This window comes from Caproiciproducens sp. LBM24188, assembly GCF_054130445.1.
Genome location: NZ_CP196862.1, coordinates 1309541 through 1326220, shown reverse-complemented (window position 1 = coordinate 1326220; position 16680 = coordinate 1309541). Strand labels below are relative to the sequence as shown.

Genomic DNA, 16680 nt, shown 5'->3' with positions numbered 1-16680 from the left:
AAGGTCTTGACAATTATGAGTATGAATGTAAAGTCCTGTAAAGTGATCGCTATCGTGAACCAAAAAGGTGGTGTCGGAAAAACGACCACATGTGCAAACTTAGGCATTGGCCTTGCTAATCTTGGGAACAAAGTGCTGCTAATTGACGCTGATTCCCAGGGCAGCTTGACTGCCAGCTTAGGATGGCATCAACCGGATGAACTTGAAGACACGCTCGCTACTGTTATGGGTATGATTTTAAGCGACGTTGCTATCCCGGACCGATTCGCAGTTCTGTATCACGCCGAAGGTGTTGACCTGATTCCAGGCAATATTGTCCTGGCCAGTGTAGAAAACACCCTGGTGAACGCTATGTGCCGGGAAGCTATCCTAAAGCAATACATCGACACGGTACGCAACCAGTACGACTACATCCTGATCGACTGTATGCCGTCACTTGGAATGTTAACCATCAATGCTTTGGCAGCTGCTGATAGCGTGATTATCCCGGTACAGGCTCAGTACTTACCAATTAAAGGACTTGAGCAACTAATCAAAACCATTGCAAAAGTAAAGCGTCAAATTAATCCGGGATTGTCGATTGACGGCATTCTGATAACGATGGTTGACACAAGGCCTAAATTTACAAAGGAGCTTCTACAAAAGCTTCATGAAAACTATGACGGTAAGCTGAGAATCTACAAAAATAATATTCCCCTTTCCGTTCGGGCGGCGGAAATCAGCGCGGAAGGCAAAAGCATTTATGCACACGACCCGCACGGCAAGGTAGCCAAAGCGTATGAATCCCTCACACTGGAGGTTGCAGCCGGATGAGTAACAGTGCAAGTAAAATTACGCTTACCCCGTTTGATGATTTGTTTAAAACAAGTAATGAGCGAACAGAGGATTCTAAAGAAAAAGTTCAGGAGATTCGTCTCTCTGAACTTTTTCCTTTTAAGGATCACCCATTTCAAGTACGCGATGATGAAGACATGACAAAGCTAGTGGAGAGCATACGCCAGTACGGAGTTCTAAACCCTGCCATCGCACGACCACGCCCCGAGGGAGGATACGAGCTGATTGCGGGTCACCGGCGCAAACACGCCAGCAAATTGGCTGGTATGCAAACCATGCCGGTTCTCGTCCGGGAAATGGATGATGATGTTGCTACCATCCTGATGGTAGACAGCAATTTACAGCGTGCAACCCTGTTGCCAAGCGAAAGGGCCTTTGCCTATAAGATGAAGTTGGATGCCATGAAACGGCAAGGAAAGCGTACCGATTTAACTTCGTCCCAAGTTGGGACGAAGTTAAGCAATCAACGGGCAGATCAAATACTCGCAGAACAAGTTGGAGAAAGTCGTAATCAAATTCAACGTTTTGTCCGTCTGACCGAGTTGATATCTCCACTTCTTCAAATGGTGGATGATAAAAAGTTGCCCTTAAATCCTGCGGTGGAGGTTTCCTATCTTAAACCCGATGAGCAAACCATGCTACTGGAAGTAATGAATCAAGAAGAATCTTCTCCATCCATCAAGCAAGCTCGGCGGTTAAAAGAGTTCAGTCAATCCGGTGAATTAAACCGGGGAGCTATTCTTGCAATCATAACGGAGGGAAAGCTGGAACCAAAAAATCTAACCATTCCGGCAAAAAAGATTCAGCAATACTTTCCTGCGGAATTCTCTCCTGCACAGATGGAAAGCGTTATACTGGATTTACTCAGACAATGGAGCGTGGGTCGTTGAAATCTTAGAGCGAAAGGGAGTTTTTACCTTGCTGAAGATTAGATTTTACAATAAAAGTAATAAGTATACTCTTGATATGGAACCGTTTCAAAACGGTTCCATTAAGCAAAAGATACATGAAGCTAGAGCATATGCCGAAGCACACGGCGACATTGCTGGATGGACAATTTACGAATGGGTAGGCGGCTGCTGGCTTCCCTATCAGCCATTTAATTTTACAACTACGCAGGTTTTCAATCGAAAACAGCTAGTGTAAAACATATCTTTGAAAGGACTTAATTTGCATGAAAAGACTTTGTTATGGCGAAAATGGTTTGGATGGTATTGACGTGCCGGAACCGGAAAATTGTTTTATGACTGACATGGCATTCTTCGGCGGTATGACGCAAGACGAAATCGAAGCCGAAGCAGATCATGAAGAAGCAGAGGAAAAGAGATTTCGTGTAGGAGACGATTTAACTTTTTAACAGTATGTTGTAATTAAGAAAAATAGTGCTGTTTATTGCGTAAGAAGGCCAATACAAGGGCCACCTTGTCCGTCTCCTTATTTCGCATTGTGATGAAGTAAAATTCTATGATAATGAAAACCGGTTCGATAACGTTGCGGAGTACCGGAATGGAGAAATTATTTTAAAAAGTGACTATAAACCCCAATGGCTAAATGAACTACAAGAACAGCTTAATCAGAATGAAAACTTAATACTTGATTAAGGTATGCAATTGCTTTGATTTACCTGCGCTCCGAATGGAGCGCTTTTTTATTTCTTGACAAATAAGAATAAAATAGGATAATGGTATCAGAGAATACTGATACAGAATTCGATATGTGAATGGAGGATATATTTATGAAAAAGATAGATATTAGCCAGAAGGCAAAAAAGCGCCTTATTATAGCCGGTTCCGCAGTGTTCTGCATTGGTGTTGCTGTTGCTGCATTGACGCTTACAGCCGGTACACCATCAAAAGCAGTAACCACTGGACCGGTAAGCTCGTCATCCACGGGTTCGTTTGTTTTATCAGTTGACCCAATTGACGAGGATTCAAAAGCGGAGAGCGAGAGTCAGGCACCGGCATTCAATCCTGTAAGCGGCGCAAGCCAGACCACGGAACTTACGAAGATTGAAAAACCAACGTCCGCTCCCCCGGCTCCGGTGATAGAGGGTGACAGCTCCAAGACCAGCGACGGAAAAGAAACGGAGCCGACGAATTCGGCATTAACCGATAAGACCAAGAAGCCGACGTATACTAGCAAACCGACTGCGAAGAAGTCGGATGACACCACTACTAAAAACAGCAACAGTGCTGGTGATAATGACCCCGTTTTTGGAAATACGCAAGCTCCTCATGGGCAAATGACAACTGTCGGTAATCCCGGTGATGAGCTGACTGGTAACAAGGTCGGAATCATGGACTGACAAACACAACACAAATTAATATACAATTGTTATGGCACGGTCACAAGACTGTGCCATTTTTATACACATTTTGATTGGAGATAGATAAATGAAAAGAATTATTTCACTTATTTTATGTACTATTTTGGTTGCTATAATTCCATGTACTGCTTTCGCTGACGGGATCGGCGATGGAAACATGAATGGCGGCGGCGGCGGTATGGGGAGCGGTACAGGCGGAAATTTTTGGCACGAAGGAGAAGACGGTGTTAGGGTAACGGTTATCCGTGCCAGCGACAACAAACCAGTCAGCACACCGTTTGATTTAACAAATCATGATGAGAGTGATGTTGTACGTTTCTTTATTAAGAAAAGTAAACTTCATTATAGAAGCGGTTCAACACTTATAGCTTCACAGTCTGCATATGCTGCTACTAAACCATCTAAAGCGCTACCAAAAATCATCAGCGGCGGCGGTAATGCAAATATCGCTGCTATTAAAAATTATTTTACCGATGAGTTGGTTATTAAGTACGTAGCATCTTTAATTGGCACATCCTATGATACTTTGATCAATGGGAACTTCAAACTTCTAATTGAGCCAGTAGCTTACTTCACATTTCAAGGTTATAAAATGGCCATGACTGCAACAGAAGCAGCGTTATATGACCAAAAATTAAGCGGTGGTTTACGTAGTAAGATGGTTTCGCTAACGCACCAGAATCTTCCGCTGTCCTTATTCCTTGAAAAGTCAGATTTAGGGTATCCGGCCTATAAAGGGTCTACGTCCAAACCGCAATCCGATAATACGATTATCACTTCGCTGGGACTGGGAATTGTGAAATTCAAAGAAGGCCCTACCCCGCCGCCACCGGTGAATCCCGGTGCTAAAAATGAGACCTACCGGGTAAACACGGACGTTATCACTTCCGTCACATTATCAGCTGGTTCTGAAATCAATCCTGACAAACCTGCATCCGTTACTTTTCACATTTTGGGCGGAACATACACCGTGACGAATATTGTAATTCCGCAGGGCGAATCACAGCTTGTTTGGGTAAAATGGCATACACCCAGCACTCCACAGACTGTAAACATAACGGTATCTGCTACAAAAGGTTCGTTAGACTACAACAGGATTACTGCAAAGATAGAATCATTAGCCGAACACAATCCGCCAAATCCAACCGCAAAAGATCGAAACGATAACTTTGTAGTACCCACCGTACCTAAGAACACAGAGCGATCAGCAAGTTCCTGGGGCGTTTGGAATGCGAAATGGATACCTAAATGGGTCTGGCATGAGAAGTGGGTATGGGTAAAAGATACGGATTCTCCCAAAGGCGGCTATTGGAAGGACAAAGGAAAATGGGTTGATGAAGGAAACTGGGAATTCAGTTTTAAAAGCTACCACGCGACCCTCACGGCAAATATGTCTCTTTTACCGGATGATAAGGTTCCAACCGCACGAGGAAAATTGATGCGTTCCGGTTACGGTGTCAAGGAGTCCGTCAATGCTCAGATTCGGTCGTCAGCTCCATCTTCTCACATTACTGGTGCACAAACGGCAATTACCTATTTCCCGGAATTTCAATATAAAAACTATTGGCGGCTGCTGGATTTGACACAGGCTGGTGAATCCGCGGTGCTACAGTTTAAAAACAATGAATACTCCACCTATAACCGGCGGGTTCATTTTACGCCTTTGTGGTATCCAGACGGAACATATACTTCATACACCTATCTGGAAGATGCATGGACCCCGGCCGGAATGCTATGCCTTAATCTTAACGACTACGTGACGATAAACGGCTCTGTTTATGACGATTGGCATATTGGGCCGCAGCTGGTGGATTAAACAATACAAAAGGCTTCCCTATTAATTGGCTTCAAATCAGAGTCCAATAACACCGTTCTCACCCCTTGTAAGAATATTATTATAAATTAGAAACAAGCAGCTGTCTATCAACGTTCGAAATCCTAATGAGAAAAACTGAGAAAATTTGAGAAAACGTGAGTTCTTTCTTGTTTTATGCAGCCACAATATTTTGTGGTTGTATGGCATTCAATTTTCCGCTCCAAAAACAGCTAAATTAAAAATTTGCCACTTTTTCGGGTTTGACTTTTCGTCCTGCCTGGGGCGGTGACTAATTATACAAAATTACAGTTTCGCACAAATCAAGAAAAGGCATTATGCTAAGTATATGAGCTACTACCTGCATTATTGTTTGATTGACAACGGCAAGCTGGTTCATCCATGCCTGCCGGTCTTTTTTCGAGATAGCCTAAATTAAGGTAAATTCTTTTTCAACATATAAACGTGGAGCTGATCAGCTCTGTGACTGCGGCTCGGTGTGCAAAGCCGAACGGTAGTAAGCCCGGTACAACGCACAGCTAACAATTATGATAAAGGAGTGTCCAACTATGTCTGAAAATTTATCTGGTGAATTTCGTCCAAAGAAAGCAAAGTTCGCACAAATCTCAAATGCAGCTTTGCAGGATGCAAAGCTGTCTCTTAAGGCCAAAGGACTCTATTCCGTTATTCAAAGTCTTATCACTATTCCCGGTATAAACCTGAAAGTTTATAGGTTGAAAAAAATGTGCAAGGAAAAAGATCGTGCGTTTGACAGCGCTTGGAAAGAATTGAAGGACGCTGGTTATCTGAAAATGTATCGGATGCCTGGCGGCAAAAATGGAGCGTTCAAATATGAGTATGAATTATTGGATACTCCGGATACTGTTCAACCCGCCCTTATCAACCGGAACAAATACGGTGAAGATATTTTACCTCAAAAAGACAATGAAGAAGCTGACCATACCCTACATTTTGTAGGTAATGGTGAACCAAATGGGCCTTTAGCGTCCGACCCTAATGATAAACCGGATGACTGCTCAGATCAGCAGACCGATTCTTCTGTTGACCATACCCCACATTTTGTAGGGTATGGTCAGGAACAAGGAAGTTTAAATAACCATACCCTACATTTTGCACCCAATGCTGAATGCATACCATGCTCCATGCATCCTATGCGAAATGTAGGGTATATAAATAATACTCCATCCAGTAATACTCTATCGAATAATACTCTCTCTAGTAATACTTCTGTCAGTCAGTCTTACGAAGACGGATTGACAGATTTTTTACGCGAAAAAATAAAAATACAAATTGAGTACGATTATTTTGAGGAGAACAAACCAGATGACCTTTCCACAGTGGATGCCATCATTGACTATCTGGTGGAGATGCAGACTGTTCGAGCAACCAAAATCAACGGGGTAACACAGACGCGCGAAGCTCTTGAACCGTACATAGCACGGGTTGATAGTACGACAATTATGGAATTTATGGAACACATGCGTGGGAAAAGTTTTAAGAACGTCAAAAACGTGTCGGCCTACTGGCGCAGCTGTCTAATCAACTTTTTGCGCGACCGGGAAGCACAAAAAATGACAGTGTAATCAGAAAGGAGGCAGAATCTATGAAAATTACAAACATCACAGTTCGCAATACTAACGGATACACTCGGTTGAAAGGAATTGCGTCTGTTGCTCTTGATAACGGGCTTGCTCTGAATGATATTAAAATTATCCAAACACCGCATGGCATGTGTGTGGATTTTCCCAAAGACAAGTATGGAAAGGCGTTGGTAGCTCCGCTTAACCAGGATACCAGAGATTACATGCAGCGACTGATTTTGAAAGCCTATCGGTTAAATGCGGATTATTTTCTATAAGGCCCTTTCTCAGTTTTCTAAGCAATCCTCCGGGCTCTTGTCATCCCGCAACCCCTTTGAACACCGGTTGATTTAATGCACCGTTTTGCCGCGGCATCCACTCTACCGTACAGACCAAATCTGGTGCCAACCAAACAGTCTCTTCGGTGGTTTTGATATTGTATTTTTTGGCCAGCTGATTTTTCGCGAGGATAATTCCATGTCGTTTCTCCGCAATATCAATGATAAATTTTTAAGCCGGTGAATAAAGTTCACCGGATTCTTTAAGGAGTGAAATTAAATGAGGACACGAAATAAACCGATTGACGTCGCGTTGGATTCCAGCTAGTTGTGAACTCAACATCACTTACTCAAAATTAATAATATCAGGAGGAATGAAAATGTTCAAAGAAGCTTTAAGAAAGAAACTGATTCGTGCAAAAATCAAACTCGAGGATACTTCCGGTGCATCGGCGGTAGAAATTGCTATCGCCGCCGTTATTGCGGTTGTATTGGGGCTTATCATCTTAAATGCCTTTACCGGAATTTTTTCCGATACCGTCATTCCTGGCATTAGGGACAAGATAAAAAGCATTTTCTCTGTGTCTTAATATGAAACAGTTAACGGAGATTTTTAAAAACATGAGCCCTGCTGAGCTTATCGTAATGTCGCTCATACTGCTCAGTACACTTTTCATCTTTTTCTCTGCTTTTGTTGATCCACTGATGATCATCAAAGGCTTTTTATTTACTCTTTTTATGCTTGCAATCAGCTACTGTGATGCAAAAACGAAAACAATTCCCGACTTGCTGCTTATTCCATTAATACCAATTGGGTTCATTCGAGTCAGTTGGGAATCACTGGCCGGTGCGGCCATCGCCGTTCCGTTCTTAATCGTTGCGCTGATCGCAAAAACGGAAGTCATTGGCGGCGGGGATATTAAGCTCATTGCCGCCTATGGCTTTGTATTAGGTCGTGCTGCGGTTATGGGTGTTTTATTTGGCTCTTGCATTTTTATCGTCAGATACCTATACCCGCGCTTAATGAGAAAGAAAGATACGTATGCGTTAGCACCCAGCTTAAGCCTTGGGTGCTTTTTTGCATACATGCTGCTTTAGGAGGAATGAATTACCACATGAAGAAGTTATTTCGAAACCGAACTTTCTTGGGGATTGGCAGCATTGTGATTGCTATCCTGATCTGTCTTGTAATTGCACCGGCTTTGAGTACATCCAACTCTAAGCAGGTTTCTATCGTGCGCGTAACCAAAAAGATACCTGAAAGTGCTTTGATTACCAAGGACATGGTACAGACGGTCAAAGTAGGTGGATATAACCTGCCTGCCAATATTATTACCGACCCTGACAAAGTCATTGGAAAGTACGCGACGGCAACACTGCAACCGGGGGATAACATACTGGATACAAAAATTTCAACGCAAGCCCCGAATGCATATCTGTCGCAGCTAGATGGGAAACAAGTCGCTGTTTCTGTCAGCATAAAGAACTTTGCGGCTGGCCTTTCCGGAAAGCTGGAATCGGGCGATATTATCTCTTTTGATGTTGCAAATTATGGTGACATGAAACAAACGCTTGCGCCAGAAGAACTGCGCTATGTTAAACTGCTGGCGGCCACCAACGATACTGGCACGGATAACTCTGAGGATGAAAGAACAAAGGACACCAAAGAGGAAGACATGCCTTCTACTTTGACCGTGTTGGCAACACCAGCGCAGATGCAGAAACTGGTGGATTACGAAAATAATGGCGTTCTTCATGCTGCGCTCGTTTACCGTGGCACGCAGGAAAACGCACAGAAGTTTCTAGATATCCAGGCACAATACCTGAACCAACAGGCACAAGGAGGAACCGAAGTTGGAAAATAATCGGTTTGTAGCATTGTGGGGCAGTGGAGGAAGCGGAAAAACAACCTTGTCCATAAAAATCGCAAAGGTTTTGGAAGAAAATAAAAAGAATGTGCTGGTCATTCACTGTGACGACGAAACGCCAGTATTGCCGTTGCTCATGCCCACAGCACAATGTACTCAATCTTTAGGGCACTTGCTGTCCCTGCCAAACCCATCCCAAATTGACGTTCTGAAACACTTTACCGTATACAGTGATCGTATTAGCCTGTTAGGCTACCAGAACGCCGAGAATGCGATTTCCTATCGGCAATACGATGAAAAAGATGTACGGAATCTCTTCCAGCTTTGTCGGCGCCTTGCCAATGTGGAATACATTTTAGTGGACTGTTCCAGCCATACGGTGGATAACTTGCTCACTGCGGTTGCTTTGGAAACGGCAGATGCAGTAATCAAGGTTGCAAATGCGAACCTGAGAAGTTCTGCGTATTTAGCATCGCAGAAAGGATTATTGCGTGAAGAGCGGTTTCATTATGATAGACATATCAATGTTCTGAATAACGTACTTCCTGATGAGGATATCTATCCATTCCAGGAGTCATTGGGAGGAGTACCCTATGTATTTCCGCATTGTCCATCTTTGGAACAGGAATTCAATGAACAGAGGCTGCTCGATTCCCTGTTTGGAAAAGATGCGCGGCGTTTTGAGCCGGTCATGAAACAACTAGTAAAAGAGGTATTTTTGAATGGCTAGAAACACGGCAATGTTTACATCTCAAAAGAAAGCTCTGCCTTTTCCAGTGTTGCTTGATGAAATCCAACAGTATATGTCCGAGAAATATCGAGAATTGACGTCCAACCTAGACAGCAAAAACAGCACGCAGTTCCGGTCGTATATTGAACAGTACCTAGCTGAAAAAGAGTATGGTGTGGAAGGAATGACAACGGATCAGCTGGTAAACAAGCTGTATTACGAAATGGCCGGATTTTCTTTCCTTTCCCAGTACATTGATATGCGCGTTCCCGATGTGGAGGAAGTCAACATCAATGCCTGGGATGATGTTGAGGTTTGGTTCAGCAATGGGAGAGTGGAACCGGCAGACGGTCAATTTTATTCTCCTCTCCACGCAATTAACGTAGTCAAACGCATTCTTTCAAAATCAGGAATCGTATTGGACGGTGCGCATCCTTGTGTCCGTGGGCATTTGAATAAAAATATCCGTATCACTGTAAACGGACCCGGTGTTATTGATGATGATATCGGTGTTCAGGCGTCAATTCGGTTCGTGAATCCGCAGAATTTAGGCAAAGATGCATTTCTTGAAAATGGGCTTGCCACGGAAGAAATGCTGGATTTTCTCGTGACATTGTACCGTCATGGAGTTTCTATGTGTCTTGCCGGTCCGACCGGTGTCGGAAAGACTACACTTATGAGCTACATATTAAGGGCGGTTGCAAATAATAAAAGAAATCGGTTGTTTACCATTGAAGTTGGTAACCGTGAATTTGATCTGGTTATGAGAAATCAACAAGGACAGGTTATAAACAGTGTCATAAGTACGGTTACCAAAGAATCCAATGATCCGAAACAGGTTGTGACCGCGCAGATGCTTTTGGAACAGGCGCTGACCTTCCACCCGAAATACATTTGCATGGCGGAAATGAAAGGCTCCGAAGCCTATGAAACGGTGGAAGCATCTTTAACCGGCCATGCTGACCTGAGTACCATTCACGCCGATTCTTGTAACGATATTTATGACCGCATTCTGACGCTATGTATGCAGAAATCTACCAACCTGAGTGAGCTCAAACTGATGGATCTCATCATTAAAGCGTTTCCGGTCGTTTTTTACGTAGATAAGATGGAAGATGGCGTGCGCCGCATCGTGGAAATTGCAGAAGGTGAGATCCTAGGCAATGGAAAGTACCGTGTTCGCACGTTGTACCGGTACCACGTTTACAATAACCAAAAAAATTCTAGAACCGGGAAAACAGAAGTAATAGGCAATTTCGAAAAAGTCAACCCGATTTCTTCTCAGCTTCAGGCAAAGCTGAGAAGAAAAGGACTGGACGAACGGACGCTTGAAAAGATGATTGGAGTTGAAGCAGCTTGACTTTTTTTTATACCACCGCCTTTTTCCTAATGATAGGCGGTATGTATATTTTACTCGATATTTCCCCTCTCGAGTTGATAAACCAACTTTCTCAGATTAAATCAAACAGAAAAATAAAATTAAAACATGCCATACAAAAAAGCACCAGACCGCGAAAATTGCGCGGTCCTCAGAGAATTGTGAAAGAAACACAGGATACCCTGCGGCAAGAAAATCAAATTGGCCGTTTTTCTCAGCTGGTTATGATGTCATTTATCCTTGCCATAGTCGGTATCTTACTGTCCAGCGCTGTGAGCAATCTGTTCCTTACACCAGTTTTGGCGATTGGATTTGCTCTGCTTCCGTTTTTATATGTGTTGCTGATGGCAGCTAAAAATCGAAAGAACTTCAATAACGCACTTGAAACCGCTCTATCCACGATCACGTCGACGTATGTTCGCACAGATTCCATCATTACGGCGGTCGCGGAAAATATTCAGTATCTTGACCCTCAGATAAAACCGACGTTTCAACGCTTTTTGGTGCAAGCTGAGATGATCAGCCCGGATATTCCGGCTTTGCTGGATCAAATGAAAGATCAAATTGACAGTGATGTGTTCTGTGAGTGGATCGACGCCATGAAACTATGTCAGGATGATCGAAATTTAAAAAGCACCCTCTTGCCTATTGTAAACAAGTTGTCAGATATGCGTTATGTATCGGGAGAATTAAACAACCTGATGTACAAGCCAATGCAAGAGTTTGTCATTATGGCGCTTTTGCTGATTGGTGAGATTCCAATGCTCCGGATGATGAACGCAGACTGGTATAACATCTTGATGTACTCGATGGCGGGAAAAATCATTATTACGATTGACGCGGTGATATTAATTGTTTCGCTGGTCGCAGTCGTCCAGAATACCCGGCCTGTCGAATACAGGAGGTAATTATGGAATTAATATTTGTTTTATTCCTGTCGTTTGGTATATACTTGATTTCCTGCGACTTATGTCACATTCCTACGCTTGCAGCGACAAAGGCTGTGATGAGTATAACGCAGCCGAAAAAACATCACATTTTAAGTATTGAAGCTATTGAAATATCTCTAGCTTCGAGACTCAGCAAAATAATCCGGCTCAGCGAATCCCGAAAAAAAGAGTGGAGGTCAACGCTGGCCGTCGCGGAAATTCCAATGCAACCGGAAACATATTTCGCACGTTGTATTGTCAAGGCGCTGCTAAAGCTGCTATTTCTAATTCCATTTTCCCTATTGGCTCCGTTGATGGATGTTATCATCATCATATGGTCAGTATGGGGTATATTTCGAGATATAAATGAAGCACGGACGAAGGTAAAGCAGCGCCATGAAGAAATTAACCGAGAACTGCCGCGTTTTGTTTCCACGGTGGAGCAGGAGCTGAACAGTACCTCTAATATCTTGGAAATTTTAGAGGGGTACAAAGCAAGCGCTGGCGATGCATTTCGGTATGAGCTGGAAATAACAATCGCTGAGATGAAAACCGGCTCACAGGAGCAGGCATTAATCCATCTGGAATCCCGTGTGAATACCGTCATGATGAGCCAGACTGTACGCGGTTTGCTGGCGGTCATTCGCGGCGATAACGGCATCATGCATTTTGCCATGCTGGCTAACGACTTTAAACAGCAGGAACTGCAACAACTCAAAATGATTGCACAGAAACGGCCGGACAAAGTAAAAGTATTCAACTACCTGATTCTGGCCGCTTTTTTTCTTACATTTCTTACGCCAATCGCAATTTATTTTGTAAACCTGCTAAGACAACTGATGTGAGGTCATCATCATGAAGAAAATAAACAGGATTCTGAAATCACGAAACGGAAGCATTGTATTTGAAGCTCCGGTCATGCTGATTATCTCTGTTATGATTATTGCCATCGCGCTATATTCTTTTCCTGCCATTATCGCTAAACAACAGCTCGACACTTACGCGACAGAGCTGAAACGCACCGCTGAATTAACCGGCATGGTAGGCACGCAGACTACGGAAAAAGCACGAAAATTGTCTGAAGAAACTGGTTTGCATCCCGATATCAGCTGGTCAAAAACCGGTAAAATTCAGCTGGACGATGAATTTACCGTGACCTGCAGAATAACCAAAGACATTGGGTTCGGCTGGTTTGGCTCATTTCCAGTGCCTTTAACTTCAAAACAAACGGGGCGTTCGGAGGTTTACTGGAAATGATGATAAAAAAGCTCAAAAGAGTCTTACGGAACAGTAAAGGCCGCAGTAATATCAGTACCGTAGTCGTCGCCATGCTTTTAATCATCCTTGTAGCCTGTGGACTGGAATACCTGCGTTTGAATGTGATTGTCCAAGGTACGCGTAACGGTATGGAAACCGTCATTACACAGACCTGTACAGAAAACTACGACAGACTATACAATGGTCTGCGCGAAGGGTATAGCGGCGGATATAAACTGAATAACGGAAAGTGGACGGAGGACATCAATGCCGACTTTGCCTACTCTATCATGGATAAGCAGCTGGGGACAAAATCTGATGGCTCCGGACACGCAAAATACAACGGCAGCACAATGGAATATCGTATTTCAGATTTATCCATCCAGATGACAAATACTCCATTCGCACCGGATAGCTTTGGAAATGAGCCTAAATTCACCGGCACGGCAACCTATACGTTGACAGTGCCTTTATCCTTCGGCTGGCAGAAACTGCCGCCGCTTGTTATTCCTATGCAAGTAAAAGCGGGTTATACCGCAAAGTTCTAAAAAAGCGGAATTAGTTCCGCTTTTTTGTTTGTAAGGAGGTATTTACATGAAAGATGAAAGCAAGAGGAAACATCGTAAGTTCCTCTTTTCTCTGCTTATGGGATTTGTGGTCGCTGGCGCAGGGGTGTCCAGCTATGCCGTAGCAACCGGTCAAATGCCCGAAGTGCTGCAGGCCGTAACCGGAGTATTCAATACTTCTGCAAGTATGACTGGAAATCCACATACCGCAAAACTTCAGATAACGAGCAACGTCCCTAAAAATTCCCACATCAATCCGGAGGAAATTAATCCATCTAATTCTATTTCGCACGAAACATCTGCACAGACGGAATCCTCCGATCCTGACGCAAAAGAGGACGAAGTATCGGGTGAACATTCAAAGCCAAATGTAACACCAAGTCCAATATCCGTTACGCCGGGTAAAGTATCTTCAAATATTGCATCGTCAGCCTCTTCCACGTCTTCCAAAGCACCCACCTCTTCTAAATCGGCTCCGTCGTCAACACCTTCTTCAAACTCATCTCCTAGTGAGCCGACTTCTAGTTCCCAAACATCTAGTTCCCCGAAACAAACGGTTCCCAGCACACCAGTGCCAGGGCATTCCGGTTCCGACGGGCACAGGTCTAAAGCGATTACCGGAGTTGCTTTGGATAAGGAAACACTTACACTAAACAAGGGGGAAACCTCAGAACTACTGAAAGCATCAATTTCCCCATCCAACGCAACTGGAAATAAGACAATTACATGGAAAACCAATAACCCGGAAATCGCCACGGTGGATCAATCCGGAAAGGTTACTGCTGTAGGTGCTGGAACTACCCAAGTGGTTGCGGCAACGGCAAACGGCAAAACAGCATCCTGCACCGTTACTGTTTTAGTGCCGCCGGACGGCATTAAAATAAACGCTGAGGATTTCAGCCTTGACAAGGGCGCGGCTCGAACCTTGACCGCAACCGTTACTCCGTCTGATTGTACAAATAAAACAGTGATTTGGGCAACCAGCAACAATGATGTGGTTTCCGTCGATTCAGACGGAAAAATTACTGGCATGAGCCCTGGAAAAGCGGTTATTACCGCAACCACGGAAGATCAGAAGTATACGTCATCCTGTAACGTGACAGTGGTTATCTCTATTTCGTCCCTTACGCTTGACCAGACGGAACTGAATATGATCAAGGGTACACAGACCGCCTTAACAGCTACGATTAATCCGCCGGACACCACGGAGAAACCAACTATGGAATGGACTTCGAGCAACCCTGCCGTAGCGACTGTGGACGATTCCGGAGTCATTACCGCCGTGGAAGGCGGCGTAACCACCATTACGGCAAAGGCTGGTTCCCATGTTGCAGAATGCAAAGTTACGGTTACCGTACCTGCGACTGGTGTAGCCGTAAATAAATCGGCCATTACATTAGCAATGGGAAAGGATGAAGCCCTGACTGCCACCGTGTTCCCGGAGGATACCAGCGACAAGGCGGTGCAGTGGACCTCATCGGACGAATCGGTGGCCACGGTAGACAGTTTCGGAAAAATACTGGCAGTCAAGCCTGGCACCGCTATCATTACGGCAACTACCCATGACGGTGGGTTCACCGCGTCCTGTACAGTTACAGTGGTCATTCCTGTTACAGGTATATCACTGGACAAAACTTCTCTCACGCTTGTTCGGCTTTCCGGAGATAAGCTGACTCCGACAATTACTCCGGCAGATGCAACCGATCAGGCAGTGATTTGGGAATCTTCCGATGAATCCATTGCCTCAGTGGATAATTTCGGCAATGTTAAGGGTGTTGGTGCTGGTGGTGCAACGATTCGCGCTATCACTCATGATGGAAATATTTCAGCAGAATGTCAGGTTGCTGTTACTCCCATCCAATATACGGTAACAGTCAAGCCAGCTACGAATGGATCCGTAACCGGAGCCGGAGTTTATGATGAAAACAGCACGGTTACTTTGACAGCTACACCGTCACCCCACTATCACTTTGTCAAGTGGATTAACGAGGATGGGTCGACAGCAGGAACAAATTCGACCTATGTCATCAACCGCCTTAATTCAAATGTATCGGTTTCTGCCCAATTTGAGGTAGACACGTTCACTGTCATGGCTAGTGGTGCTAATGGAACAATAACTGGCGGAGGAACCTATTCATATGGCACATCCGTTACTTTGACAGCTGTTCCAAACCCTCATTTTCATTTCATTTCATGGAATGATGGGCTTACGTCCATTAGCCGGACGCTGGTTGTAACGCAAAATGTCACCTTAGCCGCCAATTTTGCCATTGATACTTACAACGTATCTCTTTCCGCGGGGGATGGTGGTACTGTGACCGGGTCCGGAAATTACGCATATGGAAGCAGTATTCTGATTTCAGCGATCCCGAATGACAACTATAAATTTGTTCAGTGGTCTGATGGAAATACGGATGCCAGCCGATATGTTTTCGTCAATGATAACATTAATTTGGCAGCTGTATTCACCTTAAATCGAGGATTCTTATATGGTGCTTACTGTGAATGTTCTGATGGAGATTGCTCTATCGACAACTTTTCATCATCGGAGTATATGGCCATCGATATGAGAGGCTACAGAGAAGGAAAACATTCAAGTACCTATCATGGAAAGTTGACATTTTATGTTTCGGATAATACACCATACGACATAGGAACTCCGTTAATAAAAATTTCTGAGGGAACCATAGAGCGAAGTTACAACGGAAGGGGTAATAATTATCACATTGAATCTATTACGGTAACGTATAACAATGGCATTAGCCACTTCTTTACGCTTTTGGCTCAACAGAATATCGGTTGGCCTGTCTTAAAGGAGCAGACTATATATGCTGATGCATCAAGTGGTGTGCGAAGTATAAGTTTTGATATTGGTATCAGATGTACAAGTGAGGATGACGAGTACGAACAAGTTGTTTCGATACCGTGGTCTTGTTTTACATGGGTTCCAACCGGGCAACAATTCACCTACGTTCCTGAAACCTAATAAAACAATATTCTCACTCAGCCGGATTTCTCCGGCTGCTTATTTATAAATGGAGGAAATTCATGGACAAACTAAGCGAATGCAAAAAAATATTACAGCAAACGAGAGAAAAAG

Annotated in this window: 18 protein-coding genes; all 18 read left to right on the top strand. The window is 43.9% G+C overall.

Features of this window, described 5'->3' with window-relative positions:
- Nucleotides 1-15: 15 nt before the first annotated feature.
- The 18 genes from ACSVDI_RS06320 to ACSVDI_RS06235 all read left to right on the top strand — a co-directional run bounded on the left by ACSVDI_RS06320 (nucleotide 16) and on the right by ACSVDI_RS06235 (nucleotide 16566).
- Nucleotides 16-813, top strand: coding sequence for a ParA family protein (locus ACSVDI_RS06320; RefSeq protein ID WP_457945449.1), 798 nt, complete (start codon nucleotides 16-18; stop codon nucleotides 811-813).
- Nucleotides 810-1724 carry a ParB/RepB/Spo0J family partition protein gene (locus ACSVDI_RS06315; RefSeq protein ID WP_457945448.1) on the top strand — a complete coding sequence of 305 codons (915 nt, stop codon included), beginning with the start codon at nucleotides 810-812 and terminating at the stop codon, nucleotides 1722-1724. Before ACSVDI_RS06320 ends, ACSVDI_RS06315 begins: the two co-directional genes overlap by 4 nt.
- A 28-nt stretch (nucleotides 1725-1752) precedes the next feature.
- On the top strand, nucleotides 1753-1980 hold the full coding sequence (locus ACSVDI_RS06310; protein ID WP_457945447.1) for a hypothetical protein: 228 nt from the start codon (nucleotides 1753-1755) through the stop codon (nucleotides 1978-1980).
- A 28-nt stretch (nucleotides 1981-2008) separates the two neighbouring features.
- Nucleotides 2009-2191, top strand: a complete 183-nt coding sequence (locus ACSVDI_RS06305; protein WP_457945446.1) for a hypothetical protein — start codon at nucleotides 2009-2011, stop codon at nucleotides 2189-2191.
- A gap of 378 nt (nucleotides 2192-2569) precedes the next feature.
- The gene (locus ACSVDI_RS06300; protein ID WP_457945445.1) at nucleotides 2570-3139 is read left to right on the top strand and encodes a DUF6550 family protein; all 570 of its coding nucleotides are present in this window, start codon (nucleotides 2570-2572) and stop codon (nucleotides 3137-3139) included.
- 88 nt (nucleotides 3140-3227) lie between these two features.
- Nucleotides 3228-4976 carry a hypothetical protein gene (locus tag ACSVDI_RS06295; protein WP_457945444.1) on the top strand — a complete coding sequence of 583 codons (1749 nt, stop codon included), beginning with the start codon at nucleotides 3228-3230 and terminating at the stop codon, nucleotides 4974-4976.
- A gap of 566 nt (nucleotides 4977-5542) precedes the next feature.
- The gene (locus ACSVDI_RS06290; protein WP_457943397.1) at nucleotides 5543-6577 is read left to right on the top strand and encodes a hypothetical protein; all 1035 of its coding nucleotides are present in this window, start codon (nucleotides 5543-5545) and stop codon (nucleotides 6575-6577) included.
- 20 nt (nucleotides 6578-6597) lie between these two features.
- On the top strand, nucleotides 6598-6852 hold the full coding sequence (locus ACSVDI_RS06285) for a septation protein SpoVG family protein (RefSeq protein WP_457943396.1): 255 nt from the start codon (nucleotides 6598-6600) through the stop codon (nucleotides 6850-6852).
- 380 nt (nucleotides 6853-7232) lie between these two features.
- On the top strand, nucleotides 7233-7442 hold the full coding sequence (locus tag ACSVDI_RS06280) for a DUF6133 family protein (RefSeq protein ID WP_457945443.1): 210 nt from the start codon (nucleotides 7233-7235) through the stop codon (nucleotides 7440-7442).
- 1 nt (nucleotide 7443) lies between these two features.
- Nucleotides 7444-7950, top strand: coding sequence for a prepilin peptidase (locus ACSVDI_RS06275; protein WP_457945442.1), 507 nt, complete (start codon nucleotides 7444-7446; stop codon nucleotides 7948-7950).
- A gap of 17 nt (nucleotides 7951-7967) precedes the next feature.
- Nucleotides 7968-8717: a Flp pilus assembly protein CpaB gene (gene cpaB, locus ACSVDI_RS06270; protein ID WP_457945441.1), complete on the top strand. Its 750-nt coding sequence runs from the start codon at nucleotides 7968-7970 to the stop codon at nucleotides 8715-8717.
- Nucleotides 8707-9450, top strand: a complete 744-nt coding sequence (locus ACSVDI_RS06265; RefSeq protein WP_457945440.1) for an AAA family ATPase — start codon at nucleotides 8707-8709, stop codon at nucleotides 9448-9450. The genes cpaB and ACSVDI_RS06265 overlap by 11 nt, the downstream gene beginning before the upstream one ends.
- Nucleotides 9443-10810, top strand: coding sequence for an ATPase, T2SS/T4P/T4SS family (locus tag ACSVDI_RS06260; protein ID WP_457945439.1), 1368 nt, complete (start codon nucleotides 9443-9445; stop codon nucleotides 10808-10810). Before ACSVDI_RS06265 ends, ACSVDI_RS06260 begins: the two co-directional genes overlap by 8 nt.
- Nucleotides 10807-11736 (top strand): type II secretion system F family protein, encoded by a 930-nt coding sequence (locus tag ACSVDI_RS06255; RefSeq protein ID WP_457945438.1) that lies wholly within the window; start codon nucleotides 10807-10809, stop codon nucleotides 11734-11736. Before ACSVDI_RS06260 ends, ACSVDI_RS06255 begins: the two co-directional genes overlap by 4 nt.
- Nucleotides 11737-11981: 245 nt before the next feature.
- Complete coding sequence (locus ACSVDI_RS06250) at nucleotides 11982-12602, top strand: secretion protein F (RefSeq protein ID WP_457945437.1); 621 nt, start codon at nucleotides 11982-11984, stop codon at nucleotides 12600-12602.
- Nucleotides 12603-12612: 10 nt separating this feature from the next.
- Nucleotides 12613-13014 carry a DUF4320 family protein gene (locus ACSVDI_RS06245; RefSeq protein WP_457943383.1) on the top strand — a complete coding sequence of 134 codons (402 nt, stop codon included), beginning with the start codon at nucleotides 12613-12615 and terminating at the stop codon, nucleotides 13012-13014.
- A complete protein-coding gene (locus ACSVDI_RS06240; RefSeq protein WP_457945436.1) occupies nucleotides 13011-13562 on the top strand; it encodes a hypothetical protein in 552 nt (183 codons plus the stop codon). The genes ACSVDI_RS06245 and ACSVDI_RS06240 overlap by 4 nt, the downstream gene beginning before the upstream one ends.
- Nucleotides 13563-13608: 46 nt before the next feature.
- Nucleotides 13609-16566 carry an Ig-like domain-containing protein gene (locus ACSVDI_RS06235; protein WP_457945435.1) on the top strand — a complete coding sequence of 986 codons (2958 nt, stop codon included), beginning with the start codon at nucleotides 13609-13611 and terminating at the stop codon, nucleotides 16564-16566.
- Nucleotides 16567-16680: the final 114 nt, after the last annotated feature.

Bases quoted from the DNA above. Each gene is read 5' to 3' on its own strand.
- cpaB (WP_457945441.1), top strand. From the start codon at position 7,968: ATGAAGAAGTTATTTCGAAACCGAACTTTCTTGGGGATTGGCAGCATT.
- ACSVDI_RS06240 (WP_457945436.1), top strand. From the start codon at position 13,011: ATGATGATAAAAAAGCTCAAAAGAGTCTTACGGAACAGTAAAGGCCGC.
- ACSVDI_RS06300 (WP_457945445.1), top strand. From the start codon at position 2,570: ATGAAAAAGATAGATATTAGCCAGAAGGCAAAAAAGCGCCTTATTATA.
- ACSVDI_RS06260 (WP_457945439.1), top strand. From the start codon at position 9,443: ATGGCTAGAAACACGGCAATGTTTACATCTCAAAAGAAAGCTCTGCCT.
- ACSVDI_RS06305 (WP_457945446.1), top strand. From the start codon at position 2,009: ATGAAAAGACTTTGTTATGGCGAAAATGGTTTGGATGGTATTGACGTG.
- ACSVDI_RS06315 (WP_457945448.1), top strand. From the start codon at position 810: ATGAGTAACAGTGCAAGTAAAATTACGCTTACCCCGTTTGATGATTTG.
- ACSVDI_RS06250 (WP_457945437.1), top strand. From the start codon at position 11,982: ATGCAACCGGAAACATATTTCGCACGTTGTATTGTCAAGGCGCTGCTA.
- ACSVDI_RS06290 (WP_457943397.1), top strand. From the start codon at position 5,543: ATGTCTGAAAATTTATCTGGTGAATTTCGTCCAAAGAAAGCAAAGTTC.
- ACSVDI_RS06245 (WP_457943383.1), top strand. From the start codon at position 12,613: ATGAAGAAAATAAACAGGATTCTGAAATCACGAAACGGAAGCATTGTA.
- ACSVDI_RS06275 (WP_457945442.1), top strand. From the start codon at position 7,444: ATGAAACAGTTAACGGAGATTTTTAAAAACATGAGCCCTGCTGAGCTT.
- ACSVDI_RS06280 (WP_457945443.1), top strand. From the start codon at position 7,233: ATGTTCAAAGAAGCTTTAAGAAAGAAACTGATTCGTGCAAAAATCAAA.
- ACSVDI_RS06235 (WP_457945435.1), top strand. From the start codon at position 13,609: ATGAAAGATGAAAGCAAGAGGAAACATCGTAAGTTCCTCTTTTCTCTG.
- ACSVDI_RS06320 (WP_457945449.1), top strand. From the start codon at position 16: ATGAGTATGAATGTAAAGTCCTGTAAAGTGATCGCTATCGTGAACCAA.
- ACSVDI_RS06295 (WP_457945444.1), top strand. From the start codon at position 3,228: ATGAAAAGAATTATTTCACTTATTTTATGTACTATTTTGGTTGCTATA.
- ACSVDI_RS06285 (WP_457943396.1), top strand. From the start codon at position 6,598: ATGAAAATTACAAACATCACAGTTCGCAATACTAACGGATACACTCGG.